This is a genomic window from Listeria rocourtiae FSL F6-920, from assembly GCF_000525975.1.
Lineage (GTDB): Bacteria > Bacillota > Bacilli > Lactobacillales > Listeriaceae > Listeria_A > Listeria_A rocourtiae.
In genome coordinates this window covers 70,786-93,113 of sequence record NZ_AODK01000015.1, presented here as the reverse complement: position 1 = coordinate 93,113, position 22,328 = coordinate 70,786, and the positions used below count along the sequence as shown (strand labels likewise).

Here is a 22,328-nt window from a genome sequence, read left to right as displayed (position 1 = left end):
TTTTTTCCGTCATCTGTCTACATAAACACACTAAAAAATAAAGAAACTTTAAAAAAAACTTCATAAATCCTTAATGTGCCCCGTTTCTAGTGATTTTTCTAATGATAGAAAATTTAACTACCTTTGTTAGATATTCGAAGTTTTCAGAGTTTCATTTCCAATTTAATGATAGCAGAAAGGCACTCCAAAGTTGAATTTGGAGCGCACTTCATATCTGCTTTACTTATTTAATTTCAATCCATTGATAAGAATATGGAGCACCGAATAGATGCGTCACAAAACCTGTCATTTTCGGATTTTGCAAAGCTGCAACACCATTTTGGTAAAGTGGTGCAATAGCTGTATCTTGTTCAATCAGGATTTTCTCTGCTTGAAGTAATACATTCCAACGTTCTTCTGGTTTTGTTGCTAGTGTTGTAGCAGCTTCTTTTAGAAGTTTGTCGTATTCTGGATTCGAGTAGCTTGAACGGTTATAGCTACTTGTTGTTTCAAACACACCTAGGAATGTCGATGGATCTTGGTAGTCTGGGCCCCAACGTGATAACTGTAGTTCGTATTGTTGCGTTTCATCCAATTTCAAACGTGATTTGTATGGCACAGTTTTGATATTGATTTTTAGGCCGTCTAGGTTTGTTTCTAATTCGCTTTGAATGTATTCAGCCATTTTCTTGCTGAACTCTTGATCATCGCCTAGGAATTCAATCGTGATTTTGTCTTGGCCTAATTCTTGTTTCGCTTTTTTCCAGTACTCTTGCGCTTTGGCTTTGTCGTATGTTATTAAATCACCATTTTCTTTACGGAAGTCTTCTTTTGTTACTGGATTAAACGTAAATTTCGATGGTACTAGTCCGTTGATTGGCTCAGAACCATTGGCAAGCACTGTATCTACCATTGTTTCTTTATTGATAACTGTAGCAATGGCTTTACGAACATTTTCATTTGCAAAAATAGTCGCTTTACCATCTAGTTTTTGGTTGAATTTCAAGAAGTATACGAATGCATCTAGACTTGATGTGAAATCTGCATCGCTTTGTTTTTGTTTCGCATAATCACCAGAAAGTGTTGCGCGATCCAGTTTTCCTGTTGTGTAAAGGTTAACGGCGCTTCCTGGGTCTTTAATAACTTGTAGATTAATTTTATCTAGTTTAATGTCACCTTTGTTCCAATACTTGCTGTTTTTCTCATAAGACCATGATTTACTAGTGTTTGTCCAGCCTTTCATCGTAAATGCACCGTTGTAAATCATGTGATCGCTATCTTTTGCATAATCTGCGCCTTGTTTCTCAACATATTCTTCGTTTTGCGGATAGAATGTTGGGAACGTTAAAAGCGAATGGAAATATGGTACTGGTTGCTCAAGCGTTACTTCGAGTGTTTGGTCATCGATTGCTTTCACGCCTAATTCTTCTGGTTTCATTTCACCAGCTGTAATTTTTGTCGCATTTTTGACTACTCCACTGAAAATAACAGCGTATTCTGCAGCAGTTTTTGGATCTACTATTTTTCTCCAAGAATATACGAAATCATTGGCTGTTACGGGTGTTCCATTTGACCATTTGGCATCATCGCGCAGTTTGATTGTATAAACTGTTTGGTCGTCATTGATTTGCGGATCTTCTTTTGCAACGCCTGGCTGTACTTGATCTTCTTTATCCAAATAGTACAAACCTTCGAAAACAGTGTTTTGAGCCGTAAAACTTACACCGTCTGTTCCTTTTTTGGAATCCATCGATGGAATTTCAGCTGATTCCATTAGATTAACTGTTTTCTTGCCTGATTTGCTGGCATCTTCTTTCGTGCTATCTCCACCTCCGCATGCTACAAGTACCGCGGACATAATGCCTAGCATCAATATTAATACCCAACTTTTCTTCAACTTCATAACTTAATCCTCTCCCTCTTTAGAGTGTAGAATTACTATATACTATTTTTTTCAGAAAAATAAAGTAGTTTTTATAAATTTGATTACTTTTATTTTTTTTATATAAATGCAAATACCTTGTGCGCGTTGTTCTGTTGACGTGTTAAAGTGACAGAAATTTTATTATGAATAACTTGATTGTGGCATGGTATTCTGACAGATTTTATGATAGAGTTAGAATAGAATTTTGGATTGGAAGGTGACATATTTGCTCAAGCGCGTAATTATTTTTGCTGTGATTCAGGAGATTTTGATATTTTTTCTGATGCTTTCTTTTTATTGGAACATTTCACTACTTTACTATATAAATGTTTCCTTTATTGTGGCAGCAATTGTATTTGTAGTAGGTCTAATTCTTTATGTAATGCAGTCTGGATTCTTTGATTTGATACATACTGGCATGCGCAAAATTACAAGAAGAATGCGACGAGAAGAGGAGAGCGAATTCGCGGACGTTCCCTTATCTGAATTAATGAATGTAGGATACGTGAGCCTTTTGCTCAGCTCGCTTACAGTACTTGCGACAAGCTTTATTGCGCTAGCCGTTTACTATAGTTGATGCATTGACGCGATTCTGTTCCTTTGGTATTATTGATTTATATAAGGAAGATGTGTTAGCAAAGAAAAGAGTATGGTTAGGTAACGTTTCTTAGAGAGTCTGTGGTTGGTGAGAACAGATAACGACCTTGCTTGAATGGGTTCTTTGGCATCATTTGTGAACATCGAAGTAGCAAATGACGGGTTAGACCGTTAACTCTAGGAATGATTTTTCATTTCGCTAAGTGGTTTCTTGATGAAACACTTAGGGTGGTACCGCGGATATAACGTTCGTCCCTATTTTGATAATGGGGATGGGCGTTTTTTTGTTTGAGTGAAAGAGGAGGAAGTTAGTATGAAGCAGACAATTTTTTCAGGAATTCAGCCGAGTGGAGATTTAACTTTAGGAAATTATATCGGAGCTTTAAAACAGTTTGGACAGTTTCAGGAGGAGTATGATTGTTTTTATTGTATCGTAGACGAACATGCAATAACGGTTCCTCAAGATAGGCTGAAGTTACGCCAAAGTATTCGTAATCTTGCTGCGCTTTATTTGGCGGTGGGGCTCGATCCAGAAAAATCGACATTATTTATTCAATCGGAAGTTCCGGCACATGCGCAGGCGGCTTGGATTTTGCAGTGCAATGTGTATATCGGAGAACTTGAGCGGATGACGCAGTTTAAGGATAAATCAACTGGTAAAGCTGGTGTGAGCGCTGGGTTGCTGACGTACCCGCCTTTGATGGCCGCAGATATTTTATTGTATCAAACAGATTTGGTGCCTGTTGGTGATGATCAGAAGCAGCATATCGAACTGACGCGTGATTTGGCAGAGCGCTTTAATAAGAAAAATGAGGATGCCGATGTATTTGTTGTTCCTAATATTTATGTACCTGAGCAAGGCGCACGCGTGATGTCACTTCAAGATCCAATGCGTAAAATGAGTAAATCAGACGACAATAAAAAGAATGCGATTTTCTTGTTGGATCCGCCAAATGTCATTACAAAGAAAATTAAAAGCGCTGTAACGGATTCTTCTGGTATTGTGCAATTTGACAAGGAGAATAAGCCTGGTATTTCGAACTTATTGGCGATTTATTCTGCTATAACTGGTGAATCGATTCAAGAACTTGAAGCCAAGTATGAAGGTAAGGGCTACGGTGATTTTAAATCGGATCTTGCTGAGGTGGTTGTGAATGAATTAGCCCCAATTCAAGAGCGTTATGAACATTTCTTAAACTCTCCTGAACTGGACGATATTTTAGATCAAGGCGCTGAAAAAGCTTCTCGTGTGGCTAATAAAACGTTGAAGAAAATGGAAAATGCGATTGGGCTTGGTCGTAAAAGAAGAAAATAAGCAAAAAAATACCGTCGTGACTTTTTCAAAAAAGCCATGACGGTATTTTTTAGATAATGTTTAGTTCCACCTCGATATTGCCACGTGTTGCTTTGGAGTACGGGCAAACTTGATGCGCTGTTTCGACTAATTTGTGTGCGGTTTCTGCATCAACGCCTTCGATATGAACGGCTAGAACAACACCAATTTTAAAGCCATTATCTTCGGGATCGCTGTACAATGCTACCGTCCCTTCTACAGTGCTAGCTGCTTCAATTTTTTTGTTTGGACATTACTAGTTCTAGCGCGCTATTGAAACATGCCGAGTAGCCTGCTGCGAATAATTGTTCTGGGTTAGAACCTGAACCACCCTCACCGCCTAATTCTTTTGGTGAGACGATGTCTTGAAAGAAAATATTATCTGGAGAATGCACTTCTCCTTTACGCCCACCGGTATTGATTACAGTTGTTTCATATAATTTTTTCATGCTTCTTTCCTCCATTATTTTCTTGAATTTTGCTCGTCAATGCTTTTATTCCATGTAACAGCTGTTTATAATCTTGCTCTGTGAATGCCAGCTTGGAAATACAATCGGCCACGCTTTCTAAAACAGCTGATTCCATACCTATAGCTTTTTCTGTGAGCTCAATATACACTTTTCTTTCATCCTCTTTACTACGAGATCTTTCGATTAGTTCCATACCTTCCATTCGCTTCAACATCGGCGTTAACGTTCCGCTGTCTAGCGATAGGTGACTTCCTAGCTCCTTCACTAACTGCCTTGGTTCTTCCCAAAGCGCTAGCAGAACTAGGTATTGCGGATAAGTAAGTTGAAAAGGTTCTAATGTCTGTCTGTAAAATTTGGTAAATTCTCGCGAGGCAGTATATATTGAAAAGCATAGCTGTTCTTCTAGAATTCGTTTTCGGCTAACCATGGCTCTTCCTCCTAATTAATTTGTGCACAATTTAATTGTACATCGTTTTTATAAAAAATACTAATTAATTGCTCAAAAAGAGAGCTACCGCAAAATTGGGTACCTCTCCTTTGTTTTATTGATACTTTTTGAATACTAGTGTCGCATTGTGGCCGCCAAAACCAAAAGAATTGGACATTGCTACATCTACGTTCATTTCACGAGCTATGTTTGGCACGTAATCTAAATCACAGACTGGATCTGGATTCTTTAAATGAATCGTTGGTGGAACTATGCTATCTCGAATTGCTAACACGCTGAAGATGGCTTCAATACCGCCGGACGCGCCTAGTGTATGTCCTGTCATTGATTTTGTAGAGCTGATTGCGAGTTTTTTAGCATTTTCACCGAAAACAGTTTTGATCGCTTGTGTTTCATAATCATCATTATAAGGCGTACTCGTGCCGTGAGCATTGATATAATCTACACCATCCACGCCGATTTCTGCATCTTGTAGAGCCATTTGCATCGAACGAGCAGCTCCTTCTCCACCTGGAGCTGGGGCAGTAATATGGTATGCATCACCGGTCGCACCGTAACCAACGATTTCTGCATAAATTTTGGCACCGCGGGCTTTAGCATGTTCTAATTCTTCTAAAATAAAGACCCCCGCACCCTCTCCAATGATAAAACCATCGCGCCCAATATCAAATGGACGACACGCTGTTTCTGGATCTGTATTAAGCGACAGGGCTTTGTTCGATACAAAACCAGCCACAGACATTTTCGTAATGGGCGCCTCAGCACCACCTGTAATCATCACGTCAGCATCTCCGCGTTGAATCACTTTGAAAGCATCGCCAATCGAGTTAGTTGCTGTAGCACAAGCTGTAACCGTCGCTGAATTGATTCCTTTGGCACCATGACGAATCGATACTTGACCACTTGCCATATCCGGAATCATCATTGGTACAAAGAATGGGCTAACACGTCGATGCCCGCGATTCAAAAAGATTTCATATTGTGATTCAAACGTCTCCATACCGCCAATTCCTGAGCCTATCCAGACACCAACGCGCTCTGCATTCGATTCATCAATCGTTAAACCAGCATCTGCAACTGCCATATCCGAACTTGCAATCGCATAATGCGTGAAACGGTCCATTTTGCGGGCGTCCTTCTTATCAATATATTTCTCAATATCAAAATCCTTCAGTTCCGCAGCAATTTTAACTGGGAAGTCATCTGGATTTAGTCGTGTAAGTTCAGAAACACCGTTCACACCTTTTTTAGCGTTCTCCCAAGCTGTATCGGCGTCATTTCCTATTGGAGTAACAGCACCAACACCCGTTACTACGACACGTTTTTTCTCCATTTTTTCATCTCCTCTTTTACTATTATTACACAAAAAATAACTTCCACTAGTTTAGCAGTAGTTGGTCATACAAAAAAAATGCTATTACTAATAACAAAATATAAAAAGACACCTTCATTATATCATAAATAAAACCCGATTTCTGCAAAAGACCTATTTCGTTTGCCATTTAAAAAAGTCTGGAATAAAATGATGCGTTATTCCAGACTTTGTTTTGTACTATTTGCCCCATTTAAGAATCAAAGCACCCCATGTTAAACCGCCACCGAATCCAACTAAAAGTAAATTATCGTCTTCTTTAATACGGCCTTCTTCTACTGCATCAACTAAAGCTAGTACGATAGAAGAGGCAGAAGTATTACCATATTTATGAACGGTTTTCATCAGTTTTTCTTCTGGTAAGTCTAAACGTTCGCGCGATGCTTCCATGATACGAATATTCGCTTGATGCGGAATTAGCAAGTCCAGCTCTTCTTTTTCCATCCCTGCTTTCTCAAGAACACGTAAGGATGCTTCACCCATTTGACGTACGGCAAACCGGAAAACTTCGCGACCATTCATGTATAATTTACGCTTTTCATTAAGGTTTAAGTATTTTCCACCTGACCCATCTGAACCAAGATCAAAAGAAAGTAAACCATGACCGTCAGATACAGGCCCCATTACAACTGCCCCAGCACCATCTCCAAAAAGAACAGCTGTACTGCGATCTTCCCAATCTGTAATTTTGGATAATTTATCTGCACCAACAACGACGATATGCTTATACGCGCCTGTTTGGATAAATTGAGCGGCTGTTACGGCCCCGAATGTAAAACCGGCACATGCTGCTTCTAAATCCATTGCTGCCGCTTTGTTCGCACCTAAGCGATCTTGAATAATGTTACCCACAGACGGGAAATTAGATTCTTGCGTCACCGTTGCCACGATAATTAAATCGATGTCTGCTGGTGTTAACCCTGCATTTTCAATTGCTGCTTTTGCGGCTTCATAAGCCATGTCATGTACATATTCATCATCGCGAGCGATACGACGTTCCTCGATTCCCGTTCTTGTACGAATCCACTCGTCAGATGTATCCATTATTTTTTCTAAATCTGCGTTTGTAACGACACGCTCCGGTACATATTTACCGACACCTAAAATACCTGCATTCATTTCCTATTCCTCCAAGAAAAATTAGTTGTGAAGCGTTTAAATCGCCTCTGGTTATAAATATAAAAGTATAATTGCTGATTTTTCGAATTGATGGTTGTTGATTTGGGAACGTTACTTGACTAATTTCGCGTACTTTCGATTCAAAGAATGAAGTTGGGACAAACTCAATATAAAACAAAACCGCCGAGCCATATACTTTAGGTAGGACGAAAATTTTGCTTTACACAAATTGAGCGAAAGCGTTTGTATTCAGGGGATTTGGCGAAATGAGGATGGCAAACGCATTCCATTCCTTTGCATATTGTGGTTCTAATTCGCTTTGCTTCAAAGAACCACAACAAAGCGGAGCATACGACTGTATGTGATGCCTGAAAGCAGGGAGAGGGTAGTTTCCTCGGGCCATGCAAGAAGTTAAGCGTAGCAGAACCGAAAGTCCGCCAAATCCCCTGAAGGCGAGCGCTTGCCACCGATTTATTTGGGTTATGTCCCAAACCCTTTGTTCCAGCCTCCTCTCACGCGCACCTTGGATATAGTCTTAAAAACAGCAAAAAACTAAGCACCGGCTGTCACTTTGCTCGTCACGGTTTCCTAAGGGTTGAGCGGATATGTTCGGCTTTTTTATTACCTGGTCCTAATTTTAACAGACAATCATATATTTAACAATAGAAATTGTCTGATTTTCCTTATTTTCTCAAAAATATAATACATCAAAACCTCATATGTACTAAATCTACTTTCAAAAATTTTTCTAATTGCGATTCTATGTCAATATCTAGCCGACAATTTTTTTGATACAATGAACAAATACATGGTCAACCTCTCACTTTTATGCTAGAATAAGTCGAGGAATCCTTGAACGGAGGTGTTGTGTCATGCGTTATATCATTACATTTATCTGGGTATTTATTTTAGCTCAAATGTCTGAGTACGTTGCCGCTTCAGTTATGGCAGCTACCTACGATTTCACAATGGGAACCATTATGGCAGTCGCTATCTCCATCGCGATTTTCCTTATTCCTGTTTTGATGCCAAAAGAAAGCGAAACCTACGATATTAAATAAAAAAGTATGTTAACCAAAATTGGTTAACATACTTTTTTATTCTATTCACCTAGGTAGTATTTATTCGTTGGTTTCAAATCATCATCTAATTCGTATACTAATGGCACACCGGTAGGAATCTCGAGTTCCATAATATCTTCATCGCTAATACCTTCAAGGAATTTCACTAACGCCCGTAAGCTATTTCCATGCGCTGCAATCACCACACGCTTGCCACTTTTTATTTCAGGTGCAATCGTATCCATCCAATAAGGAATCACGCGCTCTAACGTCACTTTCAGATTCTCACCAGACGGAATTGCACTCGTATCTAGTAACTGATAACGGCGATCATTTTTCGCTTGGCGGTCATCATTTTCTTCCAAAAGTGGTGGCAATGTATCGTAGCTACGACGCCATAATTGGACTTGATCAGCACCATATTTATCGGCAGTTTCTTGTTTATTCAAACCTTGTAACGCGCCATAATGACGTTCGTTTAAACGCCATGATTTATGAACAGGAATCCATAATTGTTCCGAACCTTCTAGCGCGTAATCTAGCGTCCTAATCGCACGAGTTAAAACGGATGTGAAGGCAACGTCAAATTCGAGCCCTGCTTCTTTAATCAGCTCCCCGGCCTTTTTAGCTTCTTCCACACCTTGTTCTGACAAATCAACATCATGCCAACCTGTAAAAAAGGTTCAGCTTGTTCCATTCACTTTGTCCATGACGAATCAATACTAACTTCATTTCTCTCAATCCTCTCTACGCTTCATTTTCATATCCATTTGCCATTTCCCTACTTCATTAAGTATAAAACTCCTCACCCAAAAAACAAATCTGAGTAAGGAGTTTATAAAGCTTATTCCCCTACTATTTCAAAATCAAAGCGACCATCTTGTAGTGTAATTGCAACTTCCGAATGTGGCATAATTTTCCCAGCGACAATTTCGCGGGCAAGTGGCGTTTCGATTTGGCGCGTAATATAGCGTTTTAGTGGACGCGCACCGTAAATAGGATCGTAAGCTTCTTCAGCGATAAAGCTTTTCGCGTCTTCGGTTATTGTAATCTTGATTTCTTGAGCAGCTAGGCGGACTTGCAACTCGGCAACTACTTTTTCAACAATGCCTTTAATATTTTCCAATGTCAACGGTTTAAATAGAATAATATCATCCACCCGATTCAAAAATTCTGGCTTAAACGAGGCTTGCAAAACTTCAAGAACATCTTCTTCCAACTTCTCAGAAATTTCACCATCTACCGTACGTTCCAACAACATTGTTGAGCCAATATTGGAGGTCATGATAATTACCGTATTTTTAAAGTCAATCAGACGTCCTTGCGAATCGGTAATCCTGCCATCATCCAGCACTTGGAGCAAGATGTTAAATACGTCTGGATGTGCTTTCTCAATTTCATCTAGCAAAATAATCGAGTACGGATTGCGACGAACAGCCTCGGTTAATTGACCACCTTCTTCATAACCTACATAACCAGGTGGCGCTCCGACAAGCCTTGATACCGCGTGTTTCTCCATATATTCCGACATATCAATCCGAATCATATGATCTTCTGAGTCAAAAAGATTAAAGGCTAACGCTTTAGCAAGTTCGGTTTTCCCCACACCAGTCGGACCTAGGAAAATGAATGAGCCAATTGGGCGTCGTGGATCTTTAATTCCAGCACGCGTGCGAATTACAGCATCGCTTACTAGGCCGACTGCATTCTCTTGTCCAATAACTTTTTCTTGGAGCGAATCTGCTAATTTCAACAGTTTCTCACGCTCTCCCTCGACTAATTTAGCTACTGGAATACCAGTCCATCTACCTACGATATCCGCGATTTCATTTTCTGTAACTTCTTCTTGCAAAAGTCGATCCTCATTCGCCGTTTTCTCGCGATTTTCCCCTTCTAGCAACGCCAACTCTTTCTCCACCTCTGGAATACGGCCATGACGAAGCTCGGCTGCTTTATTCAAATCGTAATTGTTCTCTGCTTCTTCTAACTCGTGGCGCAAATGATCAATTTGTTCGCGAACTTCACGGATTTTACTAATTTCATTCTTTTCTGATTCCCACTTTGACTTCATCTTGTGGGCTTCTTCTTTATAGTCTGCCAGTTCTTTTTGGAGCATTTCCAAACGACGCTCGCTCGCTGGATCTTTCTCCTCTTTTAGCGCAGCTTCCTCAATCTCTAGTTGCATCACTTTACGCGTCACTTCGTCAAGCTCGCTTGGCATCGAATCAATTTCAACGCGAATCGTAGCACATGCTTCATCGACTAAGTCAATTGCCTTATCTGGTAAAAAACGATCTGTGATGTAGCGATTCGACAAGCTAGCCGCTGCAACCAATGCATTATCATGAATATTAACCCCATGATGAATTTCAAAGCGCTCTTTCAAACCACGCAAGATGGACACAGTATCTTCAACGGTAGGCTCTGGTACTAGTACTTTTTGGAACCTGCGTTCTAGGGCTGGATCTTTTTCGATATATTGGCGGTACTCATCCAATGTTGTGGCCCCGATACAATGAAGTTCGCCGCGAGCAAGCATTGGTTTTAGCATATTTCCGGCATCCATGGCACCGTCTGTCTTTCCAGCTCCAACAATCGTATGAATTTCGTCGATGAATAACAAAATTTCGCCGTCACTATCTTTCACTTCTTGTAAAACCGCTTTCAGGCGCTCTTCAAATTCACCACGATATTTCGCACCAGCAATCAGCGAGCCAATATCCAGTGAAATAATCGTCTTATCTTTCAAGCCTTCTGGCACGTCTTTACGTACAATCCTTTGTGCTAAACCTTCCACAATCGCTGTTTTACCAACGCCAGGTTCTCCGATTAGAACTGGATTATTTTTCGTTTTCCGCGATAAAATCCGGATAACATTGCGAATTTCAGCATCACGACCAATGACTGGATCAATTTTTCCAGTACGAACTTCGGCGACTAAATCGCGACCATACTTTAATAATGCTTCATATTGTTCTTCTGCGTTTTGTGTTGTCACTCGTTTTCCTCCTCTAATTTGTAGAATGGCTTCGTTCAATTTTTTTTTTCGAAATCCCGACTGCTTCTGTCACTGGGCTTTTTTTTCTGTTCCATCACGGCTAACAGTAAATGCTCCGTGGATACATAATCATCTTCCAATTTTTGGCGTTCTTTCTCGGCGTCTGCAATTAATTCATACAACGAAGAACTCATCGCTTGACCGTACTGCACATTGCTTCCTGTCACGCTCGGTAATTTTTCTATTTCAAGTTCAATCGTTTTTAATAACGGTTTCGTGTCTACTCCTGCTACCTCATACACCCGCTTCGCAAAATCGCTATGTTCTAAAAGAACCACGAATACATGTAACGTATCGATTTGTTGCTGCTTTCCTTCAATGGCTAATTGTTGGGCTGACGCAATCATCTCTTGGACTTGTTGTGTAAATTTCTGCATTTCCATAAGTTTATACGCACCTCGTTTCAATGAATATAGTTTCTATTATAAATGGCCATGTATGAAAAAACCTCCGCTTTGAGAACGATTTTTATTAATTTGACCTTTACTGACCATATAGTTATTATAGTCTTTTTTCTCCTTTTTGTCCAAAGAAAACAGCCGAGAAAAGTATACTTTTTATTTCCAGATTCTTTAGTAGTATAATAGAAAAGACAGGAGGCGATTTTTGTGAAGAGAAAAGAAGAATACTCGATTCAGCTTGAAAATGTGACGTGTTTGGCACCCAAAGAACATTCTGGTACAACCATTCTATTTCTACTGCAAGGCGAACTTATAATTTCAGTGGCAGAACATGATTTTCAACTCTATAGGAATGATTTGATTGTCTTGAATCATCGTGAACTTTATACAGCACATGGTTCGAATGATACGATTGTAATCCACTTACATATTTCAAGCCCCTTTTTCACGTCTTATTACGCCAATTATTTCCACATTTCCTTTGATTGCATATCAAGCCAGATTGACACAGGGCGTGAAAAAATGATTGCCTTATTGCAAAAATATCTTGCAGAAATGATGATTGCGCAATCTCATAAAACAGAAAGTAGCCAGCTTGAAATACAGAGCGCATTGCTTCAAATTATGTTACTTTTAACTCGATTTTTCAAGAAGGAATTGCCGGTGCAAGAAGGAGTAAGTATCCACGACACGCGGATTACTCGGCTTACACAACAATTGGAGCAGCAATTTGATGAGCAGATTACGTTACAAGGTATTGCAGAACAGGAATTTTTATCCACATCTTATTTATCTCGCTATTTTAAAAAAGTGACAGGGCTCGGCTTTTTACAGTATTTGACGCAAATTCGGTTGAAACATAGCATAGAGGATTTACGTACGAGTTCGGCCAATATTTCACAGATTGCTCAGAAAAACGGTTTTTCCTCCCCTAAAAATTTCACGACTTCTTTTAAAACCTATTTTGGGAAAACACCCACTATCTATCGACAAGAAATGATGAAAGAACTTGCTTCGGTTACTGAAAAGCCCGCATATATACCAACACAAACGCAGCGGGTTACGGAATCTCCGAATATTTTAGCGCAACTGGCTTACTACCGACAAGCCGCAGAACAAGTGAGCTTTGTGGATGAGGCTCCATTTGAGAAAAAAACAATTTCAGTTGGCTCCAGTAAGCCAACCACGATTCCGGAAGCTATGCATATTTTGACGATTGGCGAGTTGCATGTGGTATTACAAGAAAATGTACAGACGCAGCTTTTGATGGCGAAAGATGAACTCGGTGTGCGGTATGTTGGCATTAGGCACTTAATCCCCGGGACAACATTCCTACCGGATAAAGAGACAGATGAGAAAGTTCCAACTTCTTCACCATATGCGAATTCAGATTTAGCAATTTCTTATTTGAAGAAACTAGATATGGGATTATTCATTCGGATCGAGTATCAGAACATACCTATTGACGAGAATGCATATTTCTCAAAATTGGAGCAATTTCTACGTCATACGATTCATGTTTTTGGACGTCACTTTGTAAGTAGATGGTATTTTATGTACTTCGAGCCACATAGGACAGCAGTTCCTAAAAAAGAATTACGTCGGGTTTATTTAAAACTGTACTCACTATTGAAGCAGTTTGATTCACGGATTCAGGTCGGGAGCTACTTTCCTTTTTCAGAACGACGGGAGGCCCCACTTTCTAACCATGAATGGATAAAAGATACGGCAGACAGGATTGATTTTGTTGGATTTAACGCGAATCAAAATGAGGCGGTTGATTTTAGCAAAAGTTCGAATGAGGAGTTCCTTGTGACGGAAGATTACGTCTTATCGAAAACTCAGAAATTGAAACATTATTTGAAAAGAAATCACTTGGATAAGCCATTAATTCTTATTAATTGGAATACATTAACAGGGAATACACGCTTTACAAATGGCACTTTTTTTCGAGGGGCTTTGATTTTTCAAACGATGCTTGCTGTGAGTTCAGAACTTTTCGGGCTTGGCTTTTGGATTAATACGGAGTTACATGAGGATGAATGGAAGGATCGCAATATTCGGTTAGACGGGTTGGAGTTATTTCATTACTTTAATGGAAAGCGCCCTGCCTTTTATGCCTTAAAATTCAAACAGCGATTACGAGGGGAGATTGTGGCTTATGGAGATGATTTTGTTTTAACGGCATTTGAAGATGGCTATCAGTTAGTCTTGCTTAATTGTAAGCAATTTAATCCGCTTTATTCGGTAGAAAATTCGCTTCTACATGATTATCGGAAGGAGTTGCATATTCGCTTGAAAGGGCTTTTGCCTGGGCATTATCAGGTGCGGAAATTTCAGTTTGATTTGGATAATGGCGCGCTCTATTCGAAATATTGGGAGTTAAATAGCGCGCATGGATTAGATCAGGAATTGTTAGAGTATGCGGAGCAAACTTCGGTTCCTAAACTCTCAGTAAGTGAAGAAGTAATGACAGATGATTGGTCATTTTATGCCTATTTAGATATTAATTCAATTCATTTTTATGAGTTTCGAAAAACGATTTGACCTAGAAGTGTGCCGATGAATTTCGCAATTTCACCGGCACATTGTTTATGCTTTTTGGGTTGTTTTCATGTTGGGTATAAATGCTACGAAAAGGCATGTGACGAGAGCAGCTACGGCGATGGCGATAAAAACGGTTTGATAATTACCAAATGCCCCTACAAGTTGAGCCACTATCATCGGTGCAAAAACGCCACCAAGTGTTGCACCTGTGTTAACGACGCCTGTTGCTGTACCAACAATGGATTCGTGCAATCGCTTAAGAGGTAAGCTAAACATGGTGGAAAAAATCATGACAGAACACATATAACATAGGAATAGCCAGAATGTTAGTACGACAATGCTACTGGATTGGTATACAAGAAGAGCCGAACCGGCCGTAATAATACTAAGTACAAAGATGACACGCTTTTCACGATGTTGGAAAAAACGGCCAACAATATATGCTGTCCCAAAGCTTCCAAGTAAACTTCCAAGCCCTGCGACAGCAACAATAATGGAGATTACACCAAGTGATATATCACGTTCGTCAGCTAAATAGGTTGGTGTCCAGTTGGCAATTGTGTATAGAACAATGTTAATGCTACACATGGCGATGAATAGCAAGACAACCGCCGGATTCGTCACAACTCTCCAAAATGGTATAGCAGCCTTAGCCTTTACTTGCTTGTTCTTCTGCTTCTCTTTATGCATATTTGGCAATTTCCAAATGACGAGGATAAGTGCTAATACGAATAAAAAGGCGATGCAAAACATCGAACCCCGCCAGCCAAATGCTCCGATGACGATTGGGATAAGTAATGGGCCGATGATTGATGCAATGCCAGATGTGGAAATGAGTATCGACTGTGCCCATGTTCTTTTTTCCATTGGATAGGTGTCCGTTACAGTTCTGGCTGAGGACGTTGGATAGCCTGCATGGCCAATTCCTGCGAAGAAACGGGCAGTAATAAGCGCTATGAGTGTTGATGCAGACCCAAAAACAATTGATGCCACTGTAATGATAGACAGCGAAATAATCAGAACAAATTTTGAGCCTAATTTGTCATTTAAATAGCCAAACGGAATTTGCATAATTGAATAGCCGATAAAAAATGCGGAAAATATGTAGCTTTTTTCGTCAATGCTGAGATTCAATTGTTCTGCAAGCGGTACTGCGATTACACCAATAACTAGCTTATCAATGTAAATCGCAATATAACCTAGAAATAAAATGGGCAGTATACCTTTTCTTTGTTGCGTCTTCTCCATGTTTTTCCCCTCCAATTATAGCGCTTTCTTTTTATTATAGCACCATAATTTATCGTAACAAATAGTTTTCTAAACATTTGCAAAATAGTAAATAAAAAAGCCCCATTTTTATTCATTATTATTTTTTTAATTTCTAAAGGACAAAAACTAACCGCTTTAACAACAAAAATTATCTTATATATTCGAACTGATGTGTTTATAATGGATAGTGAGGCAATCTTTAGACAGGAGGAGATGTGATGAAACGACAATTACTAGCCAAGTTAACTGAAAAGCAAAATCAAATTATTGAGATACGGCGCTATTTACACGCACATCCAGAACTTTCTTTTCAAGAGGAGAACACAGCTGCTTATATCGCGGATTTTTATAAAAATAAGGATTGCGATGTGAGGACAAACGTTGGTGGACATGGAGTTGTCGTCACAATAGATAGTGGGAAACCTGGACGGACACTCGCGATTCGTGCTGATTTTGATGCTTTACCAATTCAAGAAGAAACTGGACTCTCTTTTGCATCCCAAAATCCGGGTGTCATGCATGCATGTGGGCATGATGGTCATACAGCCTACATGCTAGTTTTAGCGGAAACGCTCATTGAAATGAAGAATCAGCTCCACGGCAAAATTGTTATCCTACATCAGCCGGCCGAAGAAACTCCTCCTGGTGGAGCGATTGCGATGATTCACGATGGCTGTTTAGATGGCGTGGATCATGTGCTCGGTATTCATGTGATGTCCACAATGTCAACTGGTGAAATCGCATATCGTGAAGGTCCTATCCAAACTGGCCGCGCATCTTTCAAAGTTAAAATTATGGGTCGAGGTGGGCACGGCTCTTCTCCCCATATGGCAAATGACGCGATTGTAGCATCAAGTGAGTTCGTCGTCGCTTTACAAACGATTATTAGTCGACGGCTCAATCCTTTTGATGTTGGCTCTATAACGATTGGTTCTTTTGATGGAAGAGGTAGTTTTAATGTGATTAAGGATGCGGTCTTATTAGAGGGCGACGTGCGGGCAATGACAGAAGCTACTCGAACGCTTATTGAAAAAGAAATTCGCCGTATTTTAGATGGACTGGCCACTATGTTCGGTATTACTTATAGCCTAGACTACGAAAATGATTATCCAGTGCTTGTAAACGATGTGGCGCTGACAGAATTCGTAACGAAATCGTTGCAGGAAACCGCAATTGCAGAAGTAACTGAGATTACACGATGCGAGCCACAACCACCTTCTGAAGATTTTGCGTATTATGCCCAAGAACGACCAAGTTGCTTCTTTTATGTCGGTGCTATGCCTGCGAATGGCGTTTTCTTCCCACATCATCATCCTAAATTTGATCTCAACGAAGATTCGCTACTCATTGCAGCTAAAGCGATGGGTACACTTGTAGCAGATTATACAGAAAAATACAAGGAGTGAATAATATGCGTGCAAAATTAATGCAAATGATCGATACACGGAGTGAAGAAATGATTGCAATTCGCCGCCACCTTCACGCACATCCAGAATTATCTTTTCATGAACAAGCCACAGCGGACTACGTAGCCAAATTCTACGAAGGAAAAGATGTTCGTATTGAGCGCGAAGTTGGAAATGGGCATGGAATTGTTGTCACGATTACTGGTGGCAAGCCAGGAAAAACACTGGGGCTGCGTGCAGACTTTGATGCGCTTCCAATCCAAGAAGAAACTGGACTTCCCTTTGCTTCACAAAACACCGGCGTTATGCATGCGTGCGGACATGATGGACATACTGCTTACTTGCTAGTCCTTGCTGACTGCCTAATCCAACTAAAAGAGGAACTACCTGGCACAATTAAAATTATTCACCAACATGCAGAAGAAACACCACCAGGAGGGGCAAAAAGCATTGTCGAATCTGGACTTTTAGATGATGTCGATACAATTTACGGTATTCATGTGTTCCCATTTTTCAATGCAGGTGAAATCGGATACCGTAGCGGTTTTGCAATGGCAGGCCGTAGCTATTTCAAACTTGGCATCCAAGGAACAGGCGGACATGGCTCCTCACCACATATAGCCAATGACGCGATTGTTGCTGCCTCCTATTTTGTAACTGCAATACAAACTATTGTCAGCCGTCGACTCAATCCTTTTGATACAGGTGTTGTAACAATTGGTTCTTTTGATGGGAAGGGCAGCTTTAATGTAATTAAAGACTATGTCGAGCTCGAGGGAGATGTCCGCTATATGACAAGTGAGACACGTGAGCTGATTGACCGAGAAATCCGCTGTATTGTAGCCGGTTTAGAGGCAATGTATGGCATCACAGCGACACTTACTTACACCGACGATTATCCACCACTTTACAACGACCCCGAAGCCACAAGCAATGCAGTATCTTACTTACAAAAAGGGCTAGGTGACTATCTCACATCCGTGTCCGAAGCCGAGATGCTTTCCGGTTCCGAAGATTTCGCCTACTATCTTGAACAAATTCCAGGTGCATTCTTATACGTTGGAGCGAAACCTAAAGGCGTAGAAAAACCATTTTTCAATCATCATCCAAAATTCGACATCGATGAAGATTCGCTACTAGTCGCGGCTAAATCAGTTGCAGAGATTGTGTTGGGGTACTACAGAGTGGAATAAGAATATAATTTTCCCTCATAAATTTGTGCACTACCTATAGTTCATTTAAAAGCTTCTCTATGTCTCATGGAGAAGTTTTTTATTTATGAATTTTGTTATTTTTTTCGACATATTCTCTCTACATTTGTACAATGGTTAAAAAAAAAAATCATATTGTGTATCTTTAACGACAAATCACCAGCTACACTATTATTTGTTATCTTTCCATGCTAAGATACTAGAGTGATATTTAAAAATGAGGAAAAGAGGTATACTACTAATAATATAAACTAAATGTGTATTTATGCACAATTTTTATAAATTAATTTAAGAATGAAAGAGGTTAATAAAATGAAATTACCTAGAATAGCAAGCGCATTAGTTATAACATCCATTTTAAGCACAAGTATTGTAACACCATTTAATGTACTTTCTGAAATATCAGTAAAAGCGGCGTCCCAAAGTTCTAAAATGGCGACCGATGCAATAGTAGCACTTTTTGCAAACAATAATCCGTCCACCAATGTCCTTAAGCTAACAACTAATCAATCAGCAATCGATGCTGCACAACAATTAACCGACGCAGCTACAGATATAACCGACACCGTAAGAGCAAACATGCAAGCAAGCATAGATAAAGCGCAAGATTTATTGAAAATAAGAAATACAGCGATAGACTATAGTTTATTCGCGTACGATGCAGATATAACATCAACAGCCATTACAGGAATAATGGGTAAAGGGATTACAAGTATAAGTCTACTTATAGATGGTGTTGTGAAAACAACTGGAACGCTAAATACGGATGGAACCTATAGCATTCCGACGAACGATTTTATCACACAAGGCTCCAAAGTAGAAGTAGTAGGATACAATGGTACAAGCGAAGTGGCACGAAAAACTGTAAATGTCAGCAATAATCAAAAACCTCTAGTGCCGGGAGCAAATGAAACACTAGCAAAGAAAATGGCATCAGACGCAGTACTGGCTCTTTTCACAAATAATAATCCTAACACAAATACACTCAAACCAACGACTGCTCAAAAAACAATTGATTTTGCTCAAAACTTAATTAATGTTGTCCTTGATCCCGTCGTAAAAGCAAACATGCAAAAAGATTTAGACAAAGCACAAGATTTGCTAAATGCAACAAAAGTCTCTCTAACGGTCTCTACCTTTAAACTAGGTACAGACAGTTATGTTACTGGCCAATATTCTGGTGATGTAGCAAAAATTAGCCTTACTGTTAACGGTCTAGAAGGCACTAAAATTCCCGCTACGGCATCAGCTATTAAGTATTATGCAAAAACTGTTATTCTTAAAGATACTGACAACGTGACATTAAACGCCTATGACACAAATGGTAAAGTAATCGGCTCGAAAGCTGTCATTGTAGAAAAACCAGTGGTCGCAGTAGTAAATGGTTCTGTCACTTCCATCGCTCCATTTGTAATTGGTAAAGATAGCTATGTTACTGGACAGTATTCTGGCGATGTAGCGAAAATCAGTCTCACTGTCAATGATGTAGAAGGAAGTAAAATTCCCGCTACAGCATCTGCTATTAAATATTATGCAAAAGGTGTTATTCTTAAAGATACTGACAACGTGAAGTTAACTGCATATGATGCTAAAGGCCAAGTACTCGATACAAAAACTGTTAGTATTACAAAACCAGTAGTCGCAGTTACAACAGGATTAATCACTTCCATCTCCCCATTTGTAATTGGTAAAGATAGTTATGTAATTGGACAATATTCTGGTGATGTAGCAAAAATTAGCCTCACTGTTAATGATGTAGAAGGCACTAAAATTCCCGCTACAGCGTCTGCTATTAAGTATTACGCAAAAACTGTTATTCTTAAAACAACAGATAAAGCAGTATTAACAGCATACGACGTCAACGGTAAAATTCTAGACACAAAAACTGTTACCACAACAAAACAATAGTAACGCCCGCACGTAATGAAAAAAGAAGAATTCCTCCTGTTACGGGATAAAATTCTTCTTTTTTTGATTACTAAATCATCTACGTCCAGTAAACAACCGCAACAAGAACAAAAATAAATTCAAGAAATCCAATACAGACTAAGCGTCAAAACCTGCACGCCTTGCGTCGTCACATCTCGCTTCATGATTTGGTTGAAATCAAACAATGTATACAATGAGAACAGCAATGTCTCCCCTCCTGCAAAAATAGTTGACATTAACGAAATCACAACGACAATAAGTAAAGCTGCGAACAATTCTTTTGCCAAAAATGATAAATCAGTTTTCATTTTTGCTCCAACAAACCCCAGGGCTGTGAAACCTAACAGTAGCTATTGCAAATGCCCTTAATAAAGATATGACGAACCAATGAAGTCCTTTTTGCATAATTTCAGCTTTTGTCGCACCAGTTACAGCATATTCAGCGCTACAATAAATCTCATTCATTATTTGCCGTTCCTCGATTATTTCATTAGTATAGCATGTTATATTCTATTTAAAAATGAGCATCACTAAATACCGCTCTCTCAAAACAGCGTTCATCGTCCTTAATTGCTTTCATATTGATTAGATTAATTGTATACTAGATTTTTTCAATCATGCCAAAGCCCATACCGCGCATCGAGCCGATACCGCCTTGGACAAAATGATTTAGTAAGTATGGTTGACCTATAAGCTCAAATTTGCCTAGTGAGCAGGCAACGTGTAGATTGTAACAAATAACGACCGTTTTTTTTTATCGCTACTTCGCGAAATTCCAAAGCGTCAATATCAGATTTCACATATTCTCCAAATTTATCGCGCAGTTGAAAATATAAATTCCGTTTCAAAATAGTTTCAAAAGCATCTTCTTCCCACCAATAAAACCAATCTTTCTTTGTTTCTTTATTGTGATCACGACATACGATTGGTGACAGTGTCTTGAACGCCATGCGCCCTGCAACGATTTGTTCTTCCTGTACGATTTGGATATTCTTCACTTTAATTTGATTCATTTGCGAAAAAGGCAATAATTTATCTTTCACATTCACTAAGGCATTGTAATAATTAATACCTAATTCAGCATCTGCTGTCGCAAAATTAATTACGATGTTTTTTTCGCTCTAGTTCAATAATAGTCCCATTAAACTTTGGTTTTGGTAAGTATACAGAAAAAGTAAAATTTTTTTGTTTATTTCCGCTATACATCTCCTTATACTTCGCCTCGTTTGATTTTGAGAGCCCTGCTTTCATAACGCTAACAACCTTGCGCCTATAGTCTGCGGGAATCTTATTGGAACTAAGTTCGCAGCTTATTTTTAGTCTCATCCCAATCCTCCTCTTGATTGTTTCCGCACGATACTAATATATCACTATTTCCCATATACATCCAATGATAACCTCCTCTTTCTTTCTCAAACTTTCTTTAGTACAATGAATGAAGATGCTATTTAAACAGATTAGCAAAATCGGAGGGACACACATGGGTAAAGCCGTTTATCATGATATTTATTTAGAGTTAAAAAAAGAAATTGAAGAAGAACAATACGCTTTCAAAGAGATGTTACCTACAGAACATGCCCTTGCTTCTCGCTTTCATTGCAGTCGCAACACAGTTCGACGTGCAATTTCCGAACTCGTCAAAGTAGGCTACGTTCAAAGCGTTCGTGGCAAAGGTGTCATGGTTATTCATCAACATACATCGATTGAATTCATGTTTGGCGGCGTGGAAAGCATGAAGGAATCTCTCACTCGCAATCATAAAACATTTCAAACAAAAGTCGTGCATTTTGAAGAATTAACGATCGACGCAACATTGGCAGAAAAAACGATGTTACCTATTGGTACAGAAGTTTTCTATATTAAGCGCCTGCGTCTAGTCGAAGAAGAAGCATTGATTTTTGATATAAACTATTTTGATCGTAAAGTCGTTCGCAATTTAACCCCCGAAAAAGCTGCGCAGTCTATATATGAATACATCGAAGACGAGCTGCACGTCAAAATCGTTACTTCTAAGCGATATATCGTCGTTGAAAAGGCACTTCAAGATGACAAAAAGCATCTCGATTTAGCAGGCTACGATTGCCTAGCTGTTGTCAAAAACTACGCGTATGATGCTGATGGAACTATGTTCGAATACACAGAATCGCGCCATCGCCCTGACCGTTTTGTTTTTTTTGATTCCGCACAACGATTAAAATAAACCC

16 protein-coding genes, 4 pseudogenes and 1 other annotated feature are annotated in these 22,328 nt (G+C 39.5%); of the genes and pseudogenes, 8 read left to right on the top strand and 12 right to left on the bottom strand.

The genetic code is table 11. From position 1 onward, the window contains the following. Nucleotides 1–223: 223 nt before the first annotated feature. Nucleotides 224–1,882, bottom strand: coding sequence for a peptide ABC transporter substrate-binding protein (locus tag PROCOU_RS06370; RefSeq protein ID WP_036070610.1), 1,659 nt, complete (start codon nucleotides 1,880–1,882; stop codon nucleotides 224–226). Between the two features lie 247 nt (nucleotides 1,883–2,129). On the opposite strand from PROCOU_RS06370, the gene PROCOU_RS06365 reads away from it, so the two are divergent. Further along, nucleotides 2,130–2,480: a DUF3899 domain-containing protein gene (locus PROCOU_RS06365; protein WP_036070605.1), complete on the top strand. Its 351-nt coding sequence runs from the start codon at nucleotides 2,130–2,132 to the stop codon at nucleotides 2,478–2,480. Between the two features lie 48 nt (nucleotides 2,481–2,528). Beyond that, nucleotides 2,529–2,760, top strand: a binding site (T-box leader). A 53-nt stretch (nucleotides 2,761–2,813) separates the two neighbouring features. Then, entirely contained in the window at nucleotides 2,814–3,815 is a 1,002-nt protein-coding gene (gene trpS, locus PROCOU_RS06360; RefSeq protein ID WP_036070602.1) for a tryptophan--tRNA ligase, read from the top strand. Between the two features lie 49 nt (nucleotides 3,816–3,864). On the opposite strand, the pseudogene PROCOU_RS06355 reads toward trpS, so the two are convergent. The 4 genes and pseudogenes from PROCOU_RS06355 to PROCOU_RS06340 form a co-directional block, all read right to left on the bottom strand. Then, nucleotides 3,865–4,282, bottom strand: a pseudogene (locus PROCOU_RS06355) (organic hydroperoxide resistance protein). Next, on the bottom strand, nucleotides 4,266–4,730 hold the full coding sequence (locus PROCOU_RS06350; RefSeq protein ID WP_036070599.1) for a MarR family winged helix-turn-helix transcriptional regulator: 465 nt from the start codon (nucleotides 4,728–4,730) through the stop codon (nucleotides 4,266–4,268). The pseudogene PROCOU_RS06355 and the gene PROCOU_RS06350 overlap by 17 nt, the downstream one beginning before the upstream one ends. Before the next feature lie 115 nt (nucleotides 4,731–4,845). Next, a complete protein-coding gene (fabF, locus tag PROCOU_RS06345) occupies nucleotides 4,846–6,084 on the bottom strand; it encodes a beta-ketoacyl-ACP synthase II (protein ID WP_036070597.1) in 1,239 nt (412 codons plus the stop codon). A 219-nt stretch (nucleotides 6,085–6,303) separates the two neighbouring features. Continuing rightward, complete coding sequence (locus PROCOU_RS06340) at nucleotides 6,304–7,242, bottom strand: beta-ketoacyl-ACP synthase III (RefSeq protein ID WP_036070595.1); 939 nt, start codon at nucleotides 7,240–7,242, stop codon at nucleotides 6,304–6,306. A gap of 872 nt (nucleotides 7,243–8,114) precedes the next feature. On the opposite strand from PROCOU_RS06340, the gene PROCOU_RS06335 reads away from it, so the two are divergent. Then, nucleotides 8,115–8,303, top strand: a complete 189-nt coding sequence (locus tag PROCOU_RS06335) for a YjzD family protein (RefSeq protein ID WP_036070592.1) — start codon at nucleotides 8,115–8,117, stop codon at nucleotides 8,301–8,303. 41 nt (nucleotides 8,304–8,344) lie between these two features. Here the strand turns inward: PROCOU_RS06335 and gpmA are convergent. Both gpmA and clpB read right to left on the bottom strand, forming a co-directional pair. After that, nucleotides 8,345–9,035: pseudogene (gpmA, locus tag PROCOU_RS06330) on the bottom strand (2,3-diphosphoglycerate-dependent phosphoglycerate mutase). Nucleotides 9,036–9,147: 112 nt separating this feature from the next. Further along, nucleotides 9,148–11,744: pseudogene (gene clpB, locus PROCOU_RS06325) on the bottom strand (ATP-dependent chaperone ClpB). A 225-nt stretch (nucleotides 11,745–11,969) separates the two neighbouring features. Here clpB and PROCOU_RS06320 point away from each other — a divergent pair. Then, nucleotides 11,970–14,309 carry a helix-turn-helix domain-containing protein gene (locus tag PROCOU_RS06320; RefSeq protein WP_036070589.1) on the top strand — a complete coding sequence of 780 codons (2,340 nt, stop codon included), beginning with the start codon at nucleotides 11,970–11,972 and terminating at the stop codon, nucleotides 14,307–14,309. A gap of 45 nt (nucleotides 14,310–14,354) precedes the next feature. Here PROCOU_RS06320 and PROCOU_RS06315 read toward each other — a convergent pair whose 3' ends face one another. Further along, nucleotides 14,355–15,557, bottom strand: a complete 1,203-nt coding sequence (locus PROCOU_RS06315; RefSeq protein ID WP_036070587.1) for an MFS transporter — start codon at nucleotides 15,555–15,557, stop codon at nucleotides 14,355–14,357. A gap of 239 nt (nucleotides 15,558–15,796) precedes the next feature. On the opposite strand from PROCOU_RS06315, the gene PROCOU_RS06310 reads away from it, so the two are divergent. The 3 genes from PROCOU_RS06310 (at nucleotide 15,797) to PROCOU_RS06300 (ending at nucleotide 20,103) form a co-directional block, all read left to right on the top strand. Beyond that, nucleotides 15,797–16,984, top strand: coding sequence for a M20 family metallopeptidase (locus PROCOU_RS06310; protein WP_036070584.1), 1,188 nt, complete (start codon nucleotides 15,797–15,799; stop codon nucleotides 16,982–16,984). 5 nt (nucleotides 16,985–16,989) lie between these two features. Continuing rightward, on the top strand, nucleotides 16,990–18,177 hold the full coding sequence (locus tag PROCOU_RS06305) for an amidohydrolase (protein WP_036070581.1): 1,188 nt from the start codon (nucleotides 16,990–16,992) through the stop codon (nucleotides 18,175–18,177). A 330-nt stretch (nucleotides 18,178–18,507) separates the two neighbouring features. Continuing rightward, nucleotides 18,508–20,103 carry an immunoglobulin-like domain-containing protein gene (locus tag PROCOU_RS06300; RefSeq protein ID WP_036070579.1) on the top strand — a complete coding sequence of 532 codons (1,596 nt, stop codon included), beginning with the start codon at nucleotides 18,508–18,510 and terminating at the stop codon, nucleotides 20,101–20,103. A 75-nt stretch (nucleotides 20,104–20,178) separates the two neighbouring features. On the opposite strand, the pseudogene PROCOU_RS06295 reads toward PROCOU_RS06300, so the two are convergent. The 4 genes and pseudogenes from PROCOU_RS06295 to PROCOU_RS17710 all read right to left on the bottom strand — a co-directional run. After that, nucleotides 20,179–20,499: pseudogene (locus PROCOU_RS06295) on the bottom strand (Bax inhibitor-1 family protein); the annotation flags it as partial. A gap of 226 nt (nucleotides 20,500–20,725) precedes the next feature. Continuing rightward, nucleotides 20,726–20,863 carry a CRISPR-associated endoribonuclease Cas6 gene (locus PROCOU_RS19255; protein ID WP_077913349.1) on the bottom strand — a complete coding sequence of 46 codons (138 nt, stop codon included), beginning with the start codon at nucleotides 20,861–20,863 and terminating at the stop codon, nucleotides 20,726–20,728. Continuing rightward, a complete protein-coding gene (locus tag PROCOU_RS16455) occupies nucleotides 20,820–21,167 on the bottom strand; it encodes a CRISPR-associated endoribonuclease Cas6 (protein WP_149023623.1) in 348 nt (115 codons plus the stop codon). Before PROCOU_RS16455 ends, PROCOU_RS19255 begins: the two co-directional genes overlap by 44 nt. A gap of 55 nt (nucleotides 21,168–21,222) precedes the next feature. Beyond that, nucleotides 21,223–21,450: a hypothetical protein gene (locus tag PROCOU_RS17710; RefSeq protein WP_051994236.1), complete on the bottom strand. Its 228-nt coding sequence runs from the start codon at nucleotides 21,448–21,450 to the stop codon at nucleotides 21,223–21,225. Nucleotides 21,451–21,604: 154 nt separating this feature from the next. Here PROCOU_RS17710 and treR point away from each other — a divergent pair, with 154 nt between their 5' ends. After that, nucleotides 21,605–22,324 carry a trehalose operon repressor gene (gene treR / locus PROCOU_RS06285; RefSeq protein WP_036070577.1) on the top strand — a complete coding sequence of 240 codons (720 nt, stop codon included), beginning with the start codon at nucleotides 21,605–21,607 and terminating at the stop codon, nucleotides 22,322–22,324. Nucleotides 22,325–22,328: the final 4 nt, after the last annotated feature.